The sequence below is a fragment of the Streptomyces sp. NPDC020884 genome, assembly GCF_044333935.1.
Lineage (GTDB): Bacteria > Actinomycetota > Actinomycetes > Streptomycetales > Streptomycetaceae > Streptomyces.
Window position 1 is genome coordinate 1 of sequence record NZ_JBIRRY010000016.1, and the last position, 20,577, is coordinate 20,577.

The following is a 20,577-nucleotide window of genomic DNA, read 5'->3' on the forward strand; positions in this document are numbered from 1 at the left end:
TCCCACGAGGTCTCCAGCACCAGCCGCTGCTGCGGATCCATCGCCAGCGCCTCACGCGGCGAAATCCCGAAGAACCCCGCATCGAAACCGGCGGCCCCATACAGGAAACCCCCACGACGCGTGTACGACTTCCCCGAAGCCTCCGGATCCGGATCGTACAGATCCGCCACGTCCCAGCCCCGGTCCCCCGGGAACTCACCGATCGCGTCCACACCCCCCACGACCAGATCCCACAAACCCTCGGGCGACTCCACCCCGCCCGGATACCTGCACCCCGCACCCACGATCGCAATCGGCTCATGGGCTGCGGCCGTCAACTCGTCCCGTTCTCTGGCGAGTTGTTCGTTGTTCTTCAACGCGGACCGCAGGGCATCGACGAGTTCGACGTCCGAGACGGTGTTGGCGGTCATGTCAGACTCCACTGGTCACTGAGCTTCGGCGCTCACGGCGGAAGGAGGGGTCAGGGACGTCGAGCGGGACCGGCTTCCCGGTGCTCCGGGAGCGCCGGGAAGTAGCCGCTGCGGACGAAGAAGCTCACGTAGGTCCGCAGGAGTTCCGGCGTGAGCCGGGGGCAGACGATGCCGCTGCCCTCCAGGGCCTTCGCCGTCCCGCTGGTGTCGATCCGGGGGTAGATCTCGACGAAGCCGTCGCCCGACTGCGCGTGCTCGTAGTTGTCCAGCAGTGAGGCGATGGCGTTGTCCGGATCCGATTTGACCGCTGCGATCCAGTCCGTCAGGGCGACGGAATCCACGGCGTACCCGAAGGAGCGCAGGACGTCGACGAGGTCTTCGAAGGTGACGCTGTCGTCGTTGTAGTACTGGAAGACGGGTACGGCAGCGTGCTCCCTGCGCGACACCTCCACGATCGCCGCGCTGACGTAGTCCACCGGCATCATGTGGAAGGACACGGGGAGGTCCTTGGGTGCGGTGCCGGCCTGCAGGATGCCCTTGACGCTGAGCCAGACGAAGTCCTGTGTCTGGCAGGCCCCGTTCTCCCGGTCCCCCGCGATGAGGTCGACGCGGTGGACCGTCACCGGCAGGCCGCGCTGCCTCGCCACGCCGAGGAGTCCTTCGGCCACCCACTTGCTCTGGCGGTAGCCGTTGGACAGGTTCTCGGCGGGGCCGGTGACGCCGTCCGCCTCCAGGGGCCGGTCCTCGGTGTCCCCGGCCAGGAAGACACCGGTGGTGGACACGTAGTGCAACGGCACGGTGCGGTGCGCCGCGGCCAGCCGCAGCAGTTCCTCGGTGCCGGACACGTTGGCGGCCTTGAGCGAGGCGTACGGACGCACCCAGTTGACCTCGGCGCCCGCATGGTAGACGACGTCGGCACTGCGGGCCAGTTCCTCGTAGCGCGCGGGGTCGAGCCCGAGTCCCGGCTTGGCGAGGTCGCCCTCGACCACGACGACCCTGGTGTGGTCGATCCGGTCCCAGACGCCGTACCACTCCAGGTTCGCCTTCAGGCGCGCGCGTGCGTGGTCCTGGTCGTCACCGCGGACGAGGCAGTGGACGGTCGCCCGTGTCGTCTCCAGGATCCGGCGCAGCAGGTACGCGCCGAGGAATCCGGTCGTACCGGTGATCAGTACGTGTTCCGGTTCGGGTGCGCTCCGTACGGTCTCGCCGGCCGGGCGGATGTCGTCCGCGAGCCGGACCTCGGCCGTGAAGTCGACCTGTTCGGTCGACCTCGTGAGGAGGTAGTCCGTGAGGTGGCCGGGAGTGGGGTGGTCGAAGACCAGTGACGCCGGCAGGGCGCCGGTCACCGCGGTGGCCACCCGGTTCCTGAGGACGACCGACATGAGGGAGTCGAAGCCGAGCTCCGCGAACGCCTGGTCCTCGCCGATGTCCTCCCCCGATCCGCGGCCGACGGTGGCGGCGACCTCGGAGCGCACCCATGCGAGCACGAAGGGCCTGCGGTCGGCGGCAGGGAGGGTTTCGAGGTGCCGTTCCAGCGATTCCACCACCGTGGCGCCCGTGCGCACGGCGGGGCGCCACGGCCTGCGGACCAAGGTGCGCAGCAGCGGCATGGCGGCGGTTCCGCGGCGTTCGCGCAGCCGGGGAAGGTCCACGGGGGTGGCGACGACGGTGGGCGCACCGAGGTCCAGTGCGGCGTCGAGCATCCGCAGGCCGTCGGCGGCGGCGATGGCGGGGAACCCGCTGTCGGCGATGCGTTGCAGGTCCTGCGGGCCGAGGTGGCCGAGCATGCCGCTGGCCTGGGACCACAGCCCCCAGGCCACGGAAGTGGCGGGCAGGCCCGCTACGGCGCGGAGTTCGGCGAGGGCGTCCAGGAAGACGTTGGCGGCGGCGTAGTTTCCCTGGCCCGGGCTGCCGAGGACGCCCGCGATGGACGAGAACAGGACGAAGGCCGAGAGGTCCAGGTCGCGGGTGAGCTCGTGGAGGTGCCAGGCCGCCTCGGCCTTCGGTCGCATCACCTTCGTGAGGCGTTCGGCGTCGAGCGCGGAGATGACGCCGTCCTCGACGGCGCCCGCGGTGTGGATCACCGCGGTCAGCGGGTGTTCGGCGGGTATCAGGGCCAGTGCCGCCGCCAGGTCCTTCCGGTCGGCGACGTCGCAGCCGAGGATCGTGACCTCGTGGGCGCCCAGGCGGGTCAGCTCCGCGCGCAGGGCGTCGGCTCCCTCCGCGGCGGGGCCGCTCCTGCTGAGCAGGAGCAGGTGCCGGGCCTGGTGCTTGGTGACCAGGTGTCGGGCGACGAGGGCGCCTAGAGATCCGGTGCCGCCCGTGACGAGCACGGTTCCCTCGCCCGTCGCCGACGCCGGCGCCATCGCCGTCGCCGTCGCCGTGGGCCGCGGCCGGGCCCGTACGAGGCGGGGGAGGTAGGCCTGACCGTCCCGTACGCCCAGTTGGGGCTCGTCGGAGAGCGCCGCCGCGGACAGTACGGGGGTCAGGTCCTGCTCGGCGGGCGGCGCGTCGACGAGGACGATGCGGCCGGGGTTCTCCTCCTGGGCGGACCGTACGAGGCCCCATACGGATGCGATGCCCGCGTCGGGTGCGGAGCCGCCCAGGGACTGGGCGCCCCGCGTGAGTACGACCAGCTTGACGGCGGCCGTCCGGTCGTCGGCGAGCCATTCCTGCAGGACGCCGAGGACACGGGTGGTGGCGTTCCGGGCCGTGGTGACGGGGTCGCCGCCGCTGCCCGGGCCGACCTCCAGGAGTACGGCGTCCAGGTCCGGGCCGCCTGCGGGCAGGTCGGCGACGGTCTCGGCGCGGGGTGCGTCCGGCAGCGTCGCGCAGGCCTCCCGGCCCAGGGCGGCCCAGCGCAGTGCGCTGCTCTCCTCGGGCCGGGCGAGGGGGGTCCAGCCGATGTGGAACAGGCTGTCGTGCGTGCGGTGGCCGTCCGGTTCCGCTGGGGCGGCGCCGAGGTCCGCGAAGGTGAGGGAGCGCACGCTCAGCACGGGCTTCCCGGCGGCGTCGGCGAGGCGCAGGGTGGCGCCGCCTTCGGCCGCCGGGGCCAGGTGGGCCCGTACCGCGGGTGAACCGGAGGCGTGCAGGCGGACGCCGTGCCACTGGGCCCCGGTGACGGTGTCGGCGGTCCCCAGGCGGGCGGCGGCGTCGAGCAGGACGGGGTGGATGCCGAAGAGCCGGGCGTCGGCGTGGGCGTCCTCGGGCAGTTCGAGCGTGGCGAAGAGCTCGTCGCCGCGCCGCCCCGCCCAGGCCGCACCGGGCAGGTCGAGGGGGTCGGCGCCTTCCGGGGGCCAGGTCGTGAGGTCGAAGGGCCGCTCTCCGCCGGTGATGCTGAGGAGGCCGGTGGCGTGTTGCGTCCAGCCTCCTTCGCTGCCGTGCGGCCGGGAGTGGATGCTGACGGCCCGGCGGCCCTGTCCGTCCGGTCCGGCGACCAGGACCTGGAGGTCGGCGGCGCCTTCGGCGGGCAGGGTGAGGGGGACGTCGACCGTCAGCCGGTCCAGGACCGTGCAGCCGACTTCGTCGCCGGCCCGGACGGCGCTCTCCACGAGGGCGGAGTCCGGGACGACGGGCACGCCCGAGGCGCGCTGTCCGGCGAGCCAGGGATGCGAGCGCAGGGAGATGCGGGCGGTGAACAGGACGCTGTCGGAGCCGGCGAGGGGGACGGCCGCGCCGAGGAGGGGGTGCTCGGCGGCGGCGAGGCCCAGGGAGCCGATGTCGGTGGTGCTGCGGCTCGCGTCGAGCCAGAACCTCCGCGGCTGGAAGGCGTAGGTGGGCAGTTCGACCCGGGCGGCACCCGAATCCGCGTAGAAGCGCGCCCAGTCGACGTCCAGGCCCCGGTTGTGCAGCGTGGCCAGGGCGGTGACCAGGGTCGTGACGTCGGGGAACTTGCGGCGCAGCAGGGGGACCGCGGTGGCGTCCTCGACGAGCGGGGTGAGCACGGCGTCGATGCCGAGCTCGACGAAGGTGGTCGTCCCGGCCTCCCGCAGCGATTCGACCGCGTCGCCGAAGCGGACCGTCTCCCGTACGTTGCGGACCCAGTACTCCGGTGTGGCGACCACGGACCCGTCGACGCGTCGTCCGGTGACGGTGGAGACGAAGCCGAGGGCGGGCTCGTGGTAGGTGAGCCCTTCGGCGACGCTCCGGTACTGCGCGAGCATCCCGTCGATCTTCGGTGAGTGGCCGGCGTGCGTGGTAGTCAGGCGTTTCGTCTTGCGGCCGCGGGCGGCGAGGGTGTCCGCGATGTCGAGCGCGGCCTGCTCGTCGCCCGAGACGACCACGGAGCTGCCGGAGTTGAGGGCGGCGAGGCTGACGAGTGCTTCCCGGCCGCGCAGCAGCGCGCGCACTTCGGCTTCGCTCGCCTGGAGGGCGATCATCGCTCCGCCGGTGGGAAGTTCGCCCATCAGCCTGCCGCGCGCGGCGACGAGTGCGACCGCGTCGTCCAGGGCCAGGACGCCGGCGGCGTGGGCGGCGGAGAGTTCGCCGAGGGAGTGGCCGGTGACGAAGTCGGGCCGCACCCCCAGGTGGGCGAGGAGCCGGTGCAGGGCCGTCTGGAAGGCGAACATGGCGGGCTGGCCGTAGCGGGCCCGCAGGATGAGGTCGCCGTCCTCGAAGGCCACGTCGCGCAGCGGCCGGTCGAGGTACGGGTCGAAAGCGGCGCAGACCTCTTCGAAGGCGGTGCGGAACGCGGGGAAGCGGGCGCAGAGTTCCCGGCCCATGCCCGCGTACTGGGCGCCTTGGCCGCTGAAGAGGTACGCGGTGACGGGCCGGCCCTCCGCGGTGCCCTGGAGGCCACGTGAGGTTCCGTCCGCCAGGGCGCGCAGGCCTTCGAGGAGTGTTTCGCGGTCCTCGGCGACGACGGCGGCGCGGTGTTTCAGGGCCGACCGGGTGGTGGCGAGGGAGAAGCCGATGTCGAGGAGGCTCGTGTGCGGGTCGGCTTCGAGGTGGTCGTACAGGCGCTGGGCCTGGGCGCGCAGGGCGTCCGGGCCCGCGGCGGACAGCAGAGCGGGAACGGGCCCGTGCTGCCGGGGCGGGTGCGCGGCCCGGTCCTCGTCCGCCGGTGCGTCGGCGGACGGTGCGTCGGCGGACGGTGCGTCGGCGGACGGTGCCTGTTCGAGGATGACGTGGGCGTTGGTTCCGCTCACCCCGAAGCCGGAGACCGCGGCCCGGCGGGGCGCACCGGTGTCCGGCCACGCACGGGATTCCTGGAGCAGTTCGACGCCGCCGCTGTTCCAGTCCACCAGAGGGGTGGGTGTCGCGCAGTGGAGGCTCTTCGGCAGGACGCCCCGGCGCAGTGCCTCGACGGTCTTGATGACGCCGGCCACTCCGGCGGCCGCCATGGCGTGGCCGATGTTCGACTTCACCGAGCCGAGCCAGAGCGGCTCGCCGAAGGCCCGGTGCCTGCCGTACACGGCGAGGAGTGCCTGCGCTTCGATGGGGTCGCCGAGTTTGGTGCCGGTGCCGTGGGCTTCGACGGCGTCCACGTCGGAGGGGGTCAGCCGGGCGTCCTCCAGGGCCTGTTGGATGACCTGCTGCTGCGCCGGGCCGCTGGGTGCCGTCAGTCCGTTGGACGCGCCGTCCTGGTTGACGGCCGAACCACGGACCACGGCCAGGACCTCGTGGCCGTTGCGCCGGGCGTCGGAGAGTTTCTCCAGGACGAGCACGCCAACGCCCTCGCCCCACCCGAGTCCGTCCGCCTCCGCGGCGAAGGGCTTGCACCGGCCGTCCCTCGCGAGTCCGCGCTGCCGGGAGAAGTCCACCTGCCCGATCATGGTGCCGGCGACGGTGGCGCCGCCGACGAGGGCGAGGCCGCATTCTCCGCGGCGGAGTGCGTGCACGCCCAGGTGCAGGGCGACGAGCGACGAGGAGCAGGCGGTGTCCACGGTGAGGGCGGGCCCCTGGAGGCCCAGGGCGTAGGAGATGCGGCCGGAGGCGACGGCGCCGAGGGCTCCCGTCATGAGGTAGCCCTCCAGTTCCTCGGGCCAGCCGTCCACCGCGATGTAGCTCTGCCCGGCGACTCCCACGAACACCCCGGTGCGGCCCCCGCGCAGACCGGCCGGGTCGATGCCGGCCCGTTCGAGGGCCTCCCAGCCGACTTCCAGCAGGAGGCGCTGCTGGGGATCCATCGCGGTGGCTTCCCGGTCGGATATCCCGAAGAAGCCGGCGTCGAAGTCCGTGGCGCCGTCGAGGAACCCGCCTTCGCGGGCGTAGGCCTTGCCCGCGCTGTCCGGGTCGGCGTCGAAGCGGCCGTCGAGGTCCCAGCCGCGGTCGGTCGGCAGGCCGGAGACGGCGTCGCGGCCGTCGGCGACGAGCTGCCACAGGTCCTCGGGTCCCGCGACGCCGCCGGGGAGCCGGCACGCCATGCCGACGATGGCCACCGGCTCGTCCTTGACCTCCTCCAGCTCCTTGACCCGCTGGCGGGTCTTCTGAAGGTCGGCCGTCACCCACTTCAAGTAGTCGACGAGCTCTTCTTGCGTGGCCATATGGCGGAAACTCCTCCGTACGACGTGGTGAGTATCCGGCCACCGCTGGCCACATTTTGTGCGAGCGTGAGAGTCCGGATTCCGGCCGAACGTATCCCATCGCCAGTAACTTGCAGCGAACCGCGAGGGGTTACTGCGCGGTTAGCAGCCGATGGGTGCAGCATTACTGCCTTTTGGCGGGACGTCCGTAGTCTGCTGTACCGGCTTGCACGGCCGGACCGTGTTCATTTCCCGAGAGGGCGTCATGACATCCACTCCCCCTGAACTCGCCGAACCCTTCCTGCGGAACGTGCTGGGCACTTTCGGGATTGACGTCAAGTATTCCCGCGCACAGGGAAACACGCTGATCCGCCAGGAAGCCGACGGTACGGAAGTTCCCGTACTCGACATGGTGGGGGGATACGGGTCGCTGATCTTCGGTCATCACCACCCGGGCATCGTGGCGGCCGCCATGGCGCATCTCGAGTCACGGACGCCGATCCTGTCGCAGTTCTCGCAGCAGCCCGTGGCGAGCGAGGTGGCGGCCCGGCTGAACGCGATCGCGCGCCGTGAACTGGAGCCGGACCAGACCTACTCGTGCACGTTCGCCAACAGCGGCGCCGAGGCGATCGAGGTGGCGGTCAAGCACGCCGAACTCGACCGCGTCCTGCGGCTGCGCGGCCTGCTGGGCGAGCTGGAGCAGAGCACAGAGGCGGTAACGGCGGCCGGTGCGGCGGGCACGCCCGTCGCCGGCGGCGAGGAGCTGGACTCCCTGCTGGCGCGGGCGGCGGACGCCAACGCGCAGACCCTGGGGCGGCCGCCGCTCTTCCTCGCCCTGCAGGGCGGTTTCCACGGCAAGCTCATGGGCAGTGTGCAGCTCACCCACAACCCCGATTTCCGTACTCCGTTCCAGGGGCTCGCAGCCCAGTGCCGTTTCGTCCCGGTCGGTGACGCGCAGGCCCTGCGGGAGACGGTGAATGCGGAGCGGGCCGTCCTGCTGGAGCCGGTGATCGCGGACGGCGTCATATCGCTCCGCGAGCGGGAATTCCCGGTGTTCACCGCATTCCTCCTCGAACCGATTCAGGGCGAGGGCGGTGTGCGCGTCCTGACGAAGGAGTTCGCGCGGGTCATCCAGGACGTGTGCGGCGAGATCGACTGCTCGATCGTCGTGGACGAGATCCAGACGGGAGTGGGGCGCACGGGAGCGTTCTTCGCCAGTTCACACATCGATCTGCACGGTGACTTCTACGCGCTCGCGAAGAGCCTCAGTGGCGGTATCACGAAAACGGCGGTGGTGCTCGTACGCGAATCCCGGTACCGCCGGGAATTCGAGCTGCTGCACAGCTCGACCTTCGCCAAGGACAGTTTCTCCTCGGCGGTTGCCCTGAAGGTGCTGGACATGCTCGAAGCGGACGACGGCCGGGCGTACCGGCTCGCGTCGGAGCGCGGCGAGCGGCTGCTGGGCATGCTGCGCCGGGTGCAGTCGGACTTCCCGGACGTCGTGGCCGATGTGCGGGGCACGGGCCTGTTCACGGGGCTGGAGTTCGCCGACCAGTCCGCTGCGGCCTCCGCCGTCATCCGCGACCGCTTCCTCGCCGGCACCTTCGGTTACGCCCTTGCGGGCTACCTCCTGCACCGGCACGGCATCCGGGTCCTGCCGACGGCCAGCGCCACCAGCACCCTCCGCTTCCAGCCGTCCGTGTACGTCACCGACGCGGAGATCGACCGGCTGGAGGCGGCGCTGCGCACCCTGGCCGGGATCCTTCGCGCGCAGGACGCGGTACACCTCGTGCAGTTCCTCACCGGAACCCCGCAGGCCGTCGCCGACGACGAGGCCAGGGACTTCGGCGTGCCTGCCGCGCCGGCCGCCGAGGTGGACCCGTCCACCACGGTGGCGTACGTCGGTCACCTGGCCGACGTGGCGGCGCTGCGCGGCATCGACCCCTCGCTCGCCGTCCTGGAGGACGAGGCCCTGGAGGGTCTCGTGGCCCGCTGGGCCCCGGCCCCGGCGATGACGCCGCTCGCGCCCGCTGCCTGCGTCTCCCCGGAGGGCGAGGAGGTGCAGGTCGTGATCTATCCGCTGCTGCTGTCCGCCGGGTCGGTACGGGGCATGGCGGCGGCAGGCGCGCTGGACGCCCTCCGGGAGCACCTGCGGACCATCGCCGGGGCCGGGCACCAGAGGGTGGTGGTGGATCCGCTGCTCGCGGAGGTGCTGGACGGGGTCCCGGCCGGGGCCGGCGGGGCGGATCCCCTCGCCTGGTTGCACCAAGCCGCCGCCCTGGACCAGAAGTTCACCTGGCCTCCCCGCCACTGATCCGCCGGAGGCTCTCCTGTGAAGGACATCCTGGACGCGATTCAGTCGCAGTCCGCCACTGCCGCAGACTTCGCAGCCCTGCCGCTCCCCGAGTCGTACCGCGCGGTCACCGTGCACAAGGACGAGGCGGAGATGTTCGCCGGGCTCACCACCCGCGAGAAGGACCCCCGCAAGTCCCTGCACCTGGACCAGGTCCCCGTCCCCGAGCTCGGCCCGGGCGAGGCCCTGGTGGCCGTCATGGCCTCCTCGGTCAACTACAACTCGGTGTGGACCTCGATCTTCGAACCAGTCTCCACCTTCAGCTTCCTGGAGCGCTACGGCCGCCTGTCCGAGCTCACCAAGCGCCACGACCTCCCGTACCACGTCATCGGCTCCGACCTCGCCGGCGTCGTCCTGCGCACCGGCCCCGGCGTCAACGCCTGGAACCCCGGCGACGAAGTCGTCGCCCACTGCCTCTCCGTCGAGCTGGAATCCTCCGACGGCCACAACGACACCATGCTCGACCCCGAGCAGCGCATCTGGGGCTTCGAGACCAACTTCGGCGGCCTCGCCGAAATCGCCCTGGTCAAGTCCAACCAGCTGATGCCCAAGCCCGGCCACCTCAGCTGGGAGGAAGCCGCCTCCCCCGGCCTGGTCAACTCCACCGCCTACCGCCAGCTCGTCTCCCGCAACGGCGCCGGCATGAAACAGGGCGACAACGTCCTCATCTGGGGTGCCAGCGGCGGCCTCGGCTCCTACGCCACCCAGTTCGCCATCGCCGGCGGCGCCAACCCGGTCTGTGTCGTCTCCAGCGCCCAGAAGGCGGACATCTGCCGCGCCATGGGCGCCACCGCGATCATCGACCGCAGCGCCGAGGGCTACACGTTCTGGAAGGACGAGCACACCCAGGACCCGAAGGAATGGAAGCGCTTCGGCAAGCGCATCCGCGAGCTGACCGGCGGCGAGGACAGCGACATCGTCTTCGAGCACCCCGGCCGCGAAACCTTCGGCGCCTCCGTCTACGTCACCCGCAAGGGCGGCACCATCACCACCTGCGCCTCCACCTTGGGCTACATGCACGAGTACGACAACCGCTACCTGTGGATGTCCCTCAAGAAGATCATCGGCTCCCACTTCGCCAACTACCGCGAGGCCTGGGAAGCCAACCGCCTGATCGCGAAGGGTAAGATCCACCCCACCCTCTCCAAGGTCTACTCCCTGGAAGAGACCGGCCAGGCCGCCTACGACGTCCACCGCAACCTCCACCAGGGCAAGGTCGGCGTCCTCGCACTCGCCCCCGAGGAAGGCCTCGGCGTCCGCGACCACGAGATGCGCGCCACGCACCTCGACGCCATCAACCGCTTCCGCAGGAGCGACGGCTGACGATGCCGTCGTCCGCAGCTCACGGCCACCGTTCCTCCTGGAGCGGCCAGGAGGAACGGTGGCCGGGCTTCCTCGGGGAGCAGAGGATCCGCCGTGGCGCCCGCACGAGCGGGTGTTACCCGGAGGCTAGCCGGGCATCTGCAGCATCCCCGGATGGATCTCGTACGCGGCGGACCGGCGCGGGCGCAGGGGGCTGTCCCGGGTGCGGCGCCACGGCGTCAGCAGCAGGGACATCCGTATGTAGCTCCGGCGTACGCACGGACTGGCCCGGAGACCGGGCGGCAGGACGTCGAGGAAGTGGTGCACGCACTCCTTGAGCCCGCTGTCCATGGAGGCGAGGACGACGCTCCACAGGCTGTCGATGGCGGCGTCGGACAACGGGTTGAGGTGGATCATCGAGGCCCGGCGCCTGCCCCCTCCCCACGTGGGCCGCCGGTCCAGCAGCTCGGACCGGGCGAGCCCGATCAACAGCAGGGGTTTGGCCGTCGCCGTGTCGGCCAGGGCCTCGATGCAGTCGAGGACCTCTTCGCCGGCGTCCTCCAGGTTGTCCATGACGACGATGACGGGGTGATCGTCCGCGATGCTCTCCAGCAGCGTCTGCCAGGCCGCCAGGACGTCCGCGACCGGGACGGTGCCCTCCCGGCTCTCCGACAGGAGCGGTGCGAGCAGGCCCACGAGCTCATCGACGTCCTCGTCCGCCACGGTCCGCGCGACGGCCTTCCGCAGGCGCGCCAGGGCGCCCTCCGGCCCCTCCGGCCCCTCCCCCGGCCGGGGCTCGCCGCAGTACGAGGCGAGCACTCCCGCGGGCACGGCCATCGGACCGGACGACTCCGAGGCGGGCCGGAACCCGCCCATGAGGAACTCGACGTCGGCGCGCCATTGGCGCAAGCTCTCCTCGAAGGCCATGGCCATCTGTGTCTTGCCCACCCCCGGGTCGCCGAGCACCGTGACGAGGTGGGGCTGGGAACGCTTCCCGACATGCTCCATCAAGGTCCACAGCAGGTCGAGTTCGGTCTCTCGCTCCAGGACCACGGAGCCGGCGGCCACGTCGCCCAGGCGCCACACCGGTTCCCGGCCGCCCACGGAGAAGTACGTGGCCGCGGTACCGGCGGCCCGGCGGGTGCTGCGGCACACGTGCGTCTCGCCGGAGGGCACCGCGTCGAGCATCCGCTCGCACGCCCGCGCCAGTTCCGTGTCCACGCTCAGGCCCCCGCGACCCGAGCCCGGCACGTCTCCCTCGACGGTCAGCACGCACGCCGACAGCCGGGGCCGTCCCCCGTCCGCCTGCGGCCCGGCGGACCGGAGGGTGCTGCGCAGCCCCTGCGCGGCGAATACGGCCCGCTGTGCGCAGTCCTCCACTCCCCTCAGCGCGGTGAAGCGGGCGAGTACGAGCCCCGGAATCTGTTCGTCGGCGACGGCTCCGCCGAAGTTCAGGACTTCCGTACCCAGCCGCTCCCTCAGGTGCTGGTCGTCCGCCACGGCCCACTCCGGGGACCGGGGATGCCAGCGCACGGCCAGCACACTGACGGCCGGTGCGCGCACGGCGCATTCGCCTTCCGGCTGCTCGCGCGCGCCCTGCCCAGGGTCCGCCGCGGTGCCGGCCGATCCGGCGGGCGCACCGGCGGGCGGGCTGCCGGACGGTCCGCCCGTCATGAGGGCGGCTTGCTCCGGCTGTTCACGTACGAGTGTGGGGTCGTGGGTGAGGATCGCCTGTTGGAGTTCCTGGAGGTCCCGGCCGGGTTCCAGGCCGAACTCCTGGGTGAGGGTGGTCCTGACGCGCCCGTAGAACTCCAGGGCGTCCACCTGCCGCCCGCTGCGGTACAGGGCCACCATGAGCTGTCCGCAGGCCCGCTCCCGGAGGTTGTCGCCGCTGGCGACCTCCCCGAGCTGGCTCAGGATCTGCTGGTGGCGTCCGCAGGCGATCTCCGCCTCGAAGTAGTCCTCCAGGGCGTCCAGGCGCGTGTTCTCGATGACGTCCAGCTCGGGCCAGTCGATCCCGGCGTCGGACAGGTCGGCCAGTACGGGCCCTCGCCACAGGGAGAGCGCCTCGCCCAGCAACGAGGCGGCCTCCACCGGCCGTCCCGCCGCCAGCCGGGTACGGCCTTCGGATGCGAGCCGCTGGAACCGGCGCGCGTCCACCCGGTCGCCCTCGAGCGAGAGCATGTAGCCCGGCGCCTGCGTGACGAGGATGCCCTCGCCCGGTGAGCCCGTGCCGTGCGTCGCCAGGACGGTGCGAATGCCCGAAACGGCGTTCTGCAGAATCTTGCGCGCCGACAGCGGCAATTCACCGTCCGTCCAGAGCGCGTCCAATAACTGACTGGTCGCCACCACCCGATTGGCATTCAGCAGCAAGTAGCCCAATAAGGCGCGCTGTTTCACGCCACCCAACGGAACGGGACCTGCGTCAGAAGTCACTTCCAGCGGACCGAGCACACCAAATCTCATGGTTCCCCCGACTACGTCAACCACGGTGATCAAAGATCGACGGGGCGCTGCCACCGAGTTACCCAGGGCGAAGAGAGGAGGGGAGCAGCTGTTCGGTGCCGTTCGATACCACGCCGGCCTTACCCGCTACGGCCGCACACATCCCCCGTGCGCAGAACTCGCCCATCACGACAGGTTTCGGAGCTTCCTATTCCGCTTCAACTCGCCCTATCCCGGGGTGAGTTGCGGCTCGCCAACACCTTCCGCCAGGGCCAACCATACATACTTGCAAGTAACCTCTCAACGGCCAAAGATCACGAATGGACCAAAGGTCCCGGTTCCGATTCGCGTCTCTGTAGGATCTCCGCAATCACACCGCGGGGTTACCTATGGGTTACCGCGCCACGCCCCGCCTTGACGCCAGCACGTAATCGAGGCCGCACCCGTTGTTATCGCAGACGGGAAATCGTCAGGGCTCCCGGGAGTTGTCGTACCGCCTCGTTCCCGCCCCACTGCTCGAAAACTGCCGTGCGTGGTACGGAGGCGACTGTTACGGTCGTCCGCATGTGATCCGTCATCCACAACTGGCAGGCCCTGCGCACCCGGTCGACGCGCTGACACGGCAGCTGTAGTTCCGAAGTCTGTGCTGCTCAGCGTCTTGCCGGGGGTGGCTCCGGGCATGGGAACGGACACCGTGATCATGAACGTTTGTGACGACGTATCAAGACGCGGTGGCCGCGATAGCCGAGCAGGCGTGGGGCCAGATGTTCGGGGCGGCGATGGGGGTGATCGCGGGGTGCTTCGCGCGGCGTGAGGCCCGCGCGACAGCGGCTGAGCTGGTCGCGGGGCTGCTGCTGGAGCTGGACACCCGTAACTGCTGGACGCTGGCCCAGGCACTGGGGCACCCCGGTCCGCACCGGCTGCAGCACCTGCTGTCGCGGGCCTGTTTCGACCACGTACGGGCACGGGAGGAGATCGCTCGTCTCGTGGTCGGTGAACTCGCGGGCCAGCAAGTGGTGTTGGTGGTCGACGAGACGGGGGACGCGAAGTCATCGACCGACTGTGTCGGTGCGGGACCGCAGTACTCCGGCGCGCTGGGCAGTGTCGGTCTGTGCCAGGTGACCGTCCACCTCGCGGCGGTCACATCCACCACCAGGGTGATCATCGACCGGGCCCTGTATCTGCCGGCCGACTGGGCCGAAGACGAGGAACGCCGCGAGTTGACCGGCGTCCCCGAGGAGATCGCCTTCGCGACCAAACCGCAGCAGGCGCTGTCCATGACCGCCGACGCACTCGCGGCTGGTATCGACGCGCGCTGGTTCGCGGGCGACGAGGTGTACTGCGGGCGCGAACTGCGCTGCGGCATCAGGGCGCTGGGCCTGGGATACGCGGTCGCGGTGCCCGCCTCCCATCGGCTCACCGACGGCGCGGGCCACCGGTGGGAGGCCCGCAAACTGATCAACAAGGTGCGGCCGGAACAGTGGATGCGCCGGGCGACCGGACACGGAACCAAGGGCACCCGGGAGTACGACTGGGCCTGGATCGACGTCTGCCCCGACGACGCCCCCGACACCGGGAACGGGAACGGGAACGGGACGAGCGTCCTGGTCGCCAGGCGCCACCGCTATACCGGCGAGGTCTCCTACTTCCGTTGCTTCTCCCCCGACGACGTCGCCCTGGGCACCCTGGTCGAGGTGATCTGCCGCAGGTGGCGGATCGAGGAGACCTTCCAGCTCGCCAAGGGCTTCACCGGCCTCGACCAGGGCCAGGTGACCTGCTGGAACTCCTGGATGCGCTGATCGCTGTTCTCCCTGATCGCCACGGCCGTCCTCGCCCTCACGGCCACCGTCGTGCACGACGCCACCGAGGAACAGCCCGGCCTCATCCCGCTGACCTGCCCCGAGCTCATCCGCCTGCTACGAGTCCTCGTACTGCCCCGACCCGCCCACGAGCGTGACCACGTCCTGCACTGGACCGCCTGGAGACGTCACCACCAAGCCGTCGCGACCGCCTGCCACCAGCAACGACATCGCCGTCACGACCAGCCGTGATCAAGAACTACAGCTGCCGTGACTCACCCTAAATAGCCGAAGGTCAACTGAGTGAGGAGTCTCAAAGATGGCATGGGCACGGGCCTTAGCCAGGCTGCGGATACAGTTAGGCGTGGCCCGGGAGGACTGCCTCAGCGGTCCTTTGTATCTGGTCCTGGCGGGTTGTGGAATGCGTGTCCGTTGAGGAGGGCCGTGCCGGAGGCGATGGCCCGCATGTCGTCGGCCAGGCGGGGCTCGTCGTAGCGAGTCATGATCTGTGCCAGGCTCTCCACGAGGTTCGCACGCTGATCCTTGTCGAGCCGTCCGACGAAGGTCTGCAGGAGGCGGGCGGCCTGGACCCAGGCGTTGTCGGGCGCGTGATCGGTGATCTGCTGTGCTAGCTGGTTGATGGCCTCGACAGTGTCTTTACCCGTTGCCTCGGGGTGATTCGCGAGCCAGTAGGCCAGCGTCAGGGTCGGGGTGGCAGCCAGGGTCTGGTGGAGTTCTTCCGCCTCCTGCTGGCGCCGTCGGCGCGACTGCTTGTTCAGCGCCTCCTCGTGCAACCGTCGCTCCAGGGCGGTGGCTGCGGCGAGGTCCTCGGCGGTGACGGTCAGTTCGGCGCGAGCCCACAGCAGGCGGACCGGGATGTCGTCGAGGTCGGCTTCGGCGCCCAGGCGGCTGTTGATGTGGGCCTGCGCGGCCTGGTGTTCGCCCAGTGGGTAGCGGGTGGCGGTGGAGCGGGCGGTTTCTAGGGCGTGGTAGGTGGCGGCCGCGCACGGATCGTGGTGGAGGCGGGCGGCGGGTGTCTCCTGCCACTGGCCGCTCAGTTCGGCGTGGAAGCGGTATCCGGGGGTGATGCTGGCCAGCAGATGGCTGCCGGTGAGCTGGCCGGCGCGCGGTGCCGGCCAGCCGGTTCGGCCACGGATGCCGCGCATGGCCGTCCGCAGGCGGAGGTGCGGCGGGGTCCTGGGCCATGAGTCGGTTCAGGATCCCTCCGATCGGCCGCCCCCAGGCCCTCCCGGCGGTCGACCGGATCGTCCGTGTCCCCGGCCGCCCCCGGCCGCGAGCTATCCACGCCCGGAAGGTCAGCTCGGGCGGGGCTCATTCGACATCGGGACTCGTCGGTGAGCACCCGCCAGAGCTGGCCGATGCGGAGCTTCCCACCTTCGGCAAACGGCGGCTCGGCGGTCAGCCGGCCGACTCCGGCGCCTGGTTCTGCAGAACCCAGTCACGCTTCAGCGACTTCGTCCGGGACCGGCTCCCGGCATCCGGGCGGCAGATGGCTCTACCATCACCTGACTGGCAGTCAGGAAAGTCAGCAAGAGGTCAGCATCGGTCCGATTGAACCCTGACACACAAGCTCAAACGCGAGACTCGACGCGCCCCCTCTCGAATCCAGTAGACCCCCGAGCACCCAGCACCAAAACGGAGTGCGGATCGGGGCCCAGCATGGCGGTCGCCAGTGGAAGCACGACCAGACCGTCTATAGGTTTCCGCAGGTCAGCGCACTCGCCCACGTGGCTTCAGCGGGGTCGTGGGCAGTTCCGGGGCGGGTAGGCGGGCACCGTCGTAGCCCCGCACCTCGCCGAACCGCGAGCCCTTCTCCCAGTCGTTTCGCGCCTGTACGATCTCCTCACCGGATCGGGCGATGAAGTTCCAGAACATCACGAGCTCCTCCTCGAACGGCTCGCCGCCCAGGAGCATCAGCCCCGTGTCCGAGACGGCGCGCAGCGGCAGTTCGGTGCGGCCGCAGCCGAGGTAGAGCATCGAGCCGGGCAGCACGGGGACGCCGTCGACCTCGGCTTCGCCCGACATCGACAGGACCGCGTACTCGAAGTCGGGGTTCAGGGGCAGCCGGGCCTCCGAACCACCGGCCAGGGCCACGTCGGCGCCGACGATCGGGGTGTACGCGGTGCCGGGCGAGGCCGCCCCGTCCAGTTCGCCCATGATGACGGTGGCGGCCAGGCCGGGGGCGGTGACGACGGGCAGCTCCGTGTGGTGCTGGAAGTGCGGTTCGACGTTGCGGTGCGCTTCCGGGAGGGCCACCCAGAGCTGCGCTCCGTGCAGCAGCCGGGCGTGTTCCTTCGGGCTCTCCTCGGAGTGGCTGATGGCCCGCCCCGAGGTCATCAGGGCCAGTTCGCGGGGGCGTACCGTCTGCAGGCTGCCGAGGCTGTCCCGGTGGAGGACCTCCCCGTCGTGGAGCCAGCTGACGGTCTGCAGGCCCATGTGGGGGTGCGGCGGGACCTGCATTCCGGGCTCGTCGGCGATGTCGTCGGGTCCGTAGTGGTCGACGAAGGCCCAGGCGCCGACCATGCGCCGGCCGAGGTTGGGCAGCAGGCGGCGGACTTCGGTGCCGGCGCCGAGCTGGACGCGGCGGGGGGCGAGAAGCTCGCGGACGGGCTCGGCGACGACGAAGCCGCGTCCTCCGCAGACGGAGGGCGTGGCCTGGCGATCGAGATTGCTCATGGCGCTCAACCTATTCCCGCAGGGGCGTGGAGCACCGGGTCCCACGCCAGAACTTTAGTGGAATGTTCAACCATTGTGCGGTGTTGTCACGGCTGAACGTACGGCGGGGCGGCCCGGAGGCGGTCGCCCCACACGAAGGAGGACACGTGAGCGAGACCTACTACGAGTTCGGCACCGCCGCCGACCGGTGGGACCGGGCGCAGATGTTCTTCGAGGCCAAGGAGTACCTGACGGCCGCGCGGATCCTGGGCGGCCTCGTCGAGGAGGTGCCGGAGCAGGTCGCGCCGCGCCTGCTGCTGGCCCGCTCCTACTACCACTCCGCCCGGCTGGGAAAGGCCGAGGAGGAGCTGCGGGCCGTCCTGGAGCTCGACCCGGTGGAGAGTTACGCGCGCCTGATGCTGGGCCGGACGCTGGAGCGCCAGGGGCGAAGCGCCGACGCCGCGCCGCACCTGCGGATGGCCGCCGCTCTCACCGGCGAACCCGGCGCCACGGCCACCCCCTCCTGAGCTGCCGCCTCACGGCACCCGCCGGCCGGGCCCGCACCCTTGGGTGCGGGCCCGGTCTCCTTTACCCGCAGTGACGGGCATCGGACAATGGGTTCTCCAGGACAAAGGGGTGGGAGATGCACGGATCCAGGAGTGCCGCATTACGCCGGGCTCGGTCAGCCGCACTCATCGGGCTGGCGGTGGCGGCTTCGGCCGGCTGCTCCGGCGATGGCGGCGACGGGAGGAACGGGGAAGCGGCGGAGCCGGGCGCCCGCCCGCCGGGGGTCCACAGCTGGACCAGCACGCCGTGCGACCTCCTCACGGGCGCACCGCCCGCCGAGGGCTTCACCCTCGGCAGTGCCACCGACTCCGCCCCCTCCGACGCCCAGGAGGACATCGGTGAGAACGGTGCGCGGCCGCTCTACCGGCAGACCGGCTGCCTCGCCGACCTGAAGGCCCCGGACGGCACGTTCTGGAAGCTCAGCACCACGGCCTCGGTGTACGAGGAGACCGAGGCCGCCCGCCGTGCGTACCGCGTCAAGGAGGACCTCGACCGCGCACACGGACGCGGGCCGGAGAAGGTGCACGACAGCGCCTACGCGATACCGGCCGACGAACAGGGCCGCCCCGGCCGCACCCTCCTCCTGCGGAACGGCGACCTCGTGCTCACGGTGTCGGCGTACGCACCGCACGGGAGCACGGAGCACGACGTACAGAAAGACCTCGATCGGCTCGTCGAGAACGCGGCCCGGCGCACGGAGGACGGCCTGCGCGATGACGACGCCTCCCCCGCCGACCCCTGAACCTCACGCCGCGAGCCCCGATGCCCTCAGCGCTCAGCCCTCAGCCCCTTGAGCCCTCACGCCGCGAGCGACGCCCGATGGGCTGCCCCGGTGCTCCGGATCAGGCGTCCGGGCGGGCGTTCGCCACCCGGTCGAGCCACTCCTTCATCAGCGCCGCCTCGGCCGTACTCAGCCCCGCCCCGCGCTCCTGTCGCAGCAGGGCGCTCAACCGGGCCGCCGCCGTGGGGACTTCGGCGTCCGGCGGCACGCTCGGCGACCCGTCCGGCGTGAGCACCGTCGCGTACAGCGCGTCGCGCACCCGGCGGGACACCTCGATGTCGTCGAACGTCGCCGGGCGGGACACAAGCATCAGCGCCACCCCCACGTTGGCCGACATGATCATCTGGGCGGCCAGCTCGGGTGCGACACGTATCCGGCCCTGCGCCGCGGCCCGTTCGAGATCCCCGGTCAGAATCCGGTGGGACTCCAGCGCCGCGGCGGGCGGCGTGCGCATCGCCGGCGAATTCATCAACCGGTAGAGGTTGCGGTTGTCGAGGGCGAAGGCAACGTGGCTGTCCCACCCCCGGTGCAGGTCCTCCACGGCGTCCGACGTCTCGCCGCGCCCCCTCTTCGTCGCCAGGTACTTCTCGAAGCCATGGTCGACGACGGCCGACAGCAGGCCTTCCTTGTCACCGAAGTGGCGGTAGAGGGCCGGGGCGCCCACCTTCGCCGCCTCGCACACGGCGCGCGTGGAGATGTCGCCGTCGGGCGATTCCCTGACCAGCCCGGCGGCCACTTCCAGGATGCGTGTCCGTGTACTCGTGCTCACCGGACGGACGCTATCAAGCGGCACGGCGGCGCTCAGACGATGCCACCGTTGGCGCGCAGCACCTGGCCGTTGACCCAGCGGGCCGGGCCGGCGAGGAAGGAGACCACCTCGGCTATGTCCTGCGGAGTCCCCAGCCGCTCCAGCGGCGGCTGGGCGGCCATCCGGGCGATGGTCGCGTCGTCCTTGCCGTCGAGGAAGAGAGCGGTGGCCGTCGGCCCCGGCGCCACGGCGTTGACGGTGATGTCCCGGCCGCGCAGCTCGCGGGCGAGGATCAGGGTCATGGCCTCGACGGCGCCCTTGGTCGCGGCGTACGCGCTGTAGCCGGGCAGGGCCAGCGACAGCACCGAGCTGGAGAAGTTGATGATGGCCCCGCCCGCGCGCAGCCGCCGCGCGGCCTGTTGGTCGACGACGAAGGTGCCGCGGATATTGGTGCGGTGCATCCGGTCCAGCGTGTCGAGTTCGAGCTCGGCCAGCGGGGCGAGCGCCATGACTCCCGCCGCGTGCACCACCACGTCTATGCCGCCGAACGCCGCCTCGGCGGCATCGAAGAGTGCCGCGACCGCCACCTCGTCGGCCACGTCCGCCTGGTGCGCGAAGGCCTCGCCGCCCGCGGCGGTGATGGCGGCGACGGCGGCCTCCGCCTCGGTCCGGTTGCCCGCGTAGTTGACGACGACGGCGAAGCCGTCGGCGGCCAGCCGCTCCGCGCTCTCGCGGCCGATGCCCCGGGATCCCCCGGTGACCACGGCCACCCGTCGGGGGGTGTCACCGGTGCGGGGGGACTGCTCGGTCGATGTCGATGCGGACTGTTCGGTCATGACATGCACTCCTGGCGACAGGGGGTCGCGGCGACTCCGTGAAACCCGACATCAACAACGCTAACATGATGTGGTTAGCATCGCTACCCCAAAACGTAGCGATGCTAGTGAGCACTGCTACCCGACTTTCGTCATCCCCTCACCTGCACAGACGCAGAGACGCCTGAACCCCGCCGGATGCGTCCCGGCGGGGTTC

At 71.0% G+C, this 20,577-nt stretch carries 13 protein-coding genes; 6 read left to right on the plus strand and 7 right to left on the minus strand.

The features are described 5' to 3' along the window. Window positions 1-410, minus strand: a 410-nt coding sequence (locus tag ACH4UK_RS35855) for a beta-ketoacyl synthase N-terminal-like domain-containing protein (protein ID WP_398363273.1), incomplete at its 3' end; no start/stop codon positions are given. A gap of 50 nt (window positions 411-460) precedes the next feature. Continuing rightward, window positions 461-6,895, minus strand: coding sequence for a thioester reductase domain-containing protein (locus tag ACH4UK_RS35860; protein WP_398363274.1), 6,435 nt, complete (start codon window positions 6,893-6,895; stop codon window positions 461-463). 244 nt (window positions 6,896-7,139) lie between these two features. Here ACH4UK_RS35860 and ACH4UK_RS35865 point away from each other — a divergent pair, with 244 nt between their 5' ends. Then, on the plus strand, window positions 7,140-9,188 hold the full coding sequence (locus ACH4UK_RS35865) for an aspartate aminotransferase family protein (RefSeq protein ID WP_398363276.1): 2,049 nt from the start codon (window positions 7,140-7,142) through the stop codon (window positions 9,186-9,188). Window positions 9,189-9,206: 18 nt separating this feature from the next. Next, window positions 9,207-10,550: a crotonyl-CoA carboxylase/reductase gene (ccrA, locus tag ACH4UK_RS35870; RefSeq protein ID WP_398363278.1), complete on the plus strand. Its 1,344-nt coding sequence runs from the start codon at window positions 9,207-9,209 to the stop codon at window positions 10,548-10,550. 126 nt (window positions 10,551-10,676) lie between these two features. Here the strand turns inward: ccrA and ACH4UK_RS35875 are convergent, their stop codons facing one another. Continuing rightward, window positions 10,677-12,995, minus strand: a complete 2,319-nt coding sequence (locus tag ACH4UK_RS35875) for a BTAD domain-containing putative transcriptional regulator (protein WP_398363280.1) — start codon at window positions 12,993-12,995, stop codon at window positions 10,677-10,679. A gap of 689 nt (window positions 12,996-13,684) precedes the next feature. On the opposite strand from ACH4UK_RS35875, the gene ACH4UK_RS35880 reads away from it, so the two are divergent. Beyond that, window positions 13,685-14,773, plus strand: a complete 1,089-nt coding sequence (locus ACH4UK_RS35880) for an IS701 family transposase (protein ID WP_398363282.1) — start codon at window positions 13,685-13,687, stop codon at window positions 14,771-14,773. Window positions 14,774-14,824: 51 nt separating this feature from the next. Beyond that, window positions 14,825-15,025, plus strand: a complete 201-nt coding sequence (locus tag ACH4UK_RS35885) for a hypothetical protein (RefSeq protein ID WP_398363283.1) — start codon at window positions 14,825-14,827, stop codon at window positions 15,023-15,025. Window positions 15,026-15,156: 131 nt separating this feature from the next. Here ACH4UK_RS35885 and ACH4UK_RS35890 read toward each other — a convergent pair whose 3' ends face one another. Next, window positions 15,157-15,939 carry a hypothetical protein gene (locus ACH4UK_RS35890; RefSeq protein ID WP_398363285.1) on the minus strand — a complete coding sequence of 261 codons (783 nt, stop codon included), beginning with the start codon at window positions 15,937-15,939 and terminating at the stop codon, window positions 15,157-15,159. 565 nt (window positions 15,940-16,504) lie between these two features. Next, window positions 16,505-17,470 (minus strand): pirin family protein, encoded by a 966-nt coding sequence (locus tag ACH4UK_RS35895; protein WP_398363286.1) that lies wholly within the window; start codon window positions 17,468-17,470, stop codon window positions 16,505-16,507. 146 nt (window positions 17,471-17,616) lie between these two features. Here ACH4UK_RS35895 and ACH4UK_RS35900 point away from each other — a divergent pair, with 146 nt between their 5' ends. Together ACH4UK_RS35900 and ACH4UK_RS35905 are read left to right on the plus strand one after the other, a co-directional pair. Continuing rightward, window positions 17,617-17,976, plus strand: coding sequence for a tetratricopeptide repeat protein (locus tag ACH4UK_RS35900; protein WP_398363288.1), 360 nt, complete (start codon window positions 17,617-17,619; stop codon window positions 17,974-17,976). Window positions 17,977-18,155: 179 nt separating this feature from the next. After that, on the plus strand, window positions 18,156-18,758 hold the full coding sequence (locus ACH4UK_RS35905; protein ID WP_398363290.1) for a hypothetical protein: 603 nt from the start codon (window positions 18,156-18,158) through the stop codon (window positions 18,756-18,758). Window positions 18,759-18,858: 100 nt separating this feature from the next. On the opposite strand, the gene ACH4UK_RS35910 is transcribed toward ACH4UK_RS35905, so the two are convergent. Further along, window positions 18,859-19,566 carry a TetR/AcrR family transcriptional regulator gene (locus tag ACH4UK_RS35910; RefSeq protein ID WP_398363292.1) on the minus strand — a complete coding sequence of 236 codons (708 nt, stop codon included), beginning with the start codon at window positions 19,564-19,566 and terminating at the stop codon, window positions 18,859-18,861. 32 nt (window positions 19,567-19,598) lie between these two features. Further along, window positions 19,599-20,381 (minus strand): SDR family oxidoreductase, encoded by a 783-nt coding sequence (locus tag ACH4UK_RS35915; protein WP_398363293.1) that lies wholly within the window; start codon window positions 20,379-20,381, stop codon window positions 19,599-19,601. Window positions 20,382-20,577 lie beyond the last annotated feature (196 nt).

Coding starts and splice junctions, on each gene's coding strand:
- ACH4UK_RS35860 (WP_398363274.1), bottom strand. CDS start 6,895: ATGGCCACGCAAGAAGAGCTCGTCGACTACTTGAAGTGGGTGACGGCC.
- ACH4UK_RS35865 (WP_398363276.1), top strand. CDS start 7,140: ATGACATCCACTCCCCCTGAACTCGCCGAACCCTTCCTGCGGAACGTG.
- ACH4UK_RS35875 (WP_398363280.1), bottom strand. CDS start 12,995: ATGAGATTTGGTGTGCTCGGTCCGCTGGAAGTGACTTCTGACGCAGGT.
- ACH4UK_RS35890 (WP_398363285.1), bottom strand. CDS start 15,939: ATGCGCGGCATCCGTGGCCGAACCGGCTGGCCGGCACCGCGCGCCGGC.
- ACH4UK_RS35895 (WP_398363286.1), bottom strand. CDS start 17,470: ATGAGCAATCTCGATCGCCAGGCCACGCCCTCCGTCTGCGGAGGACGC.
- ACH4UK_RS35915 (WP_398363293.1), bottom strand. CDS start 20,381: ATGACCGAACAGTCCGCATCGACATCGACCGAGCAGTCCCCCCGCACC.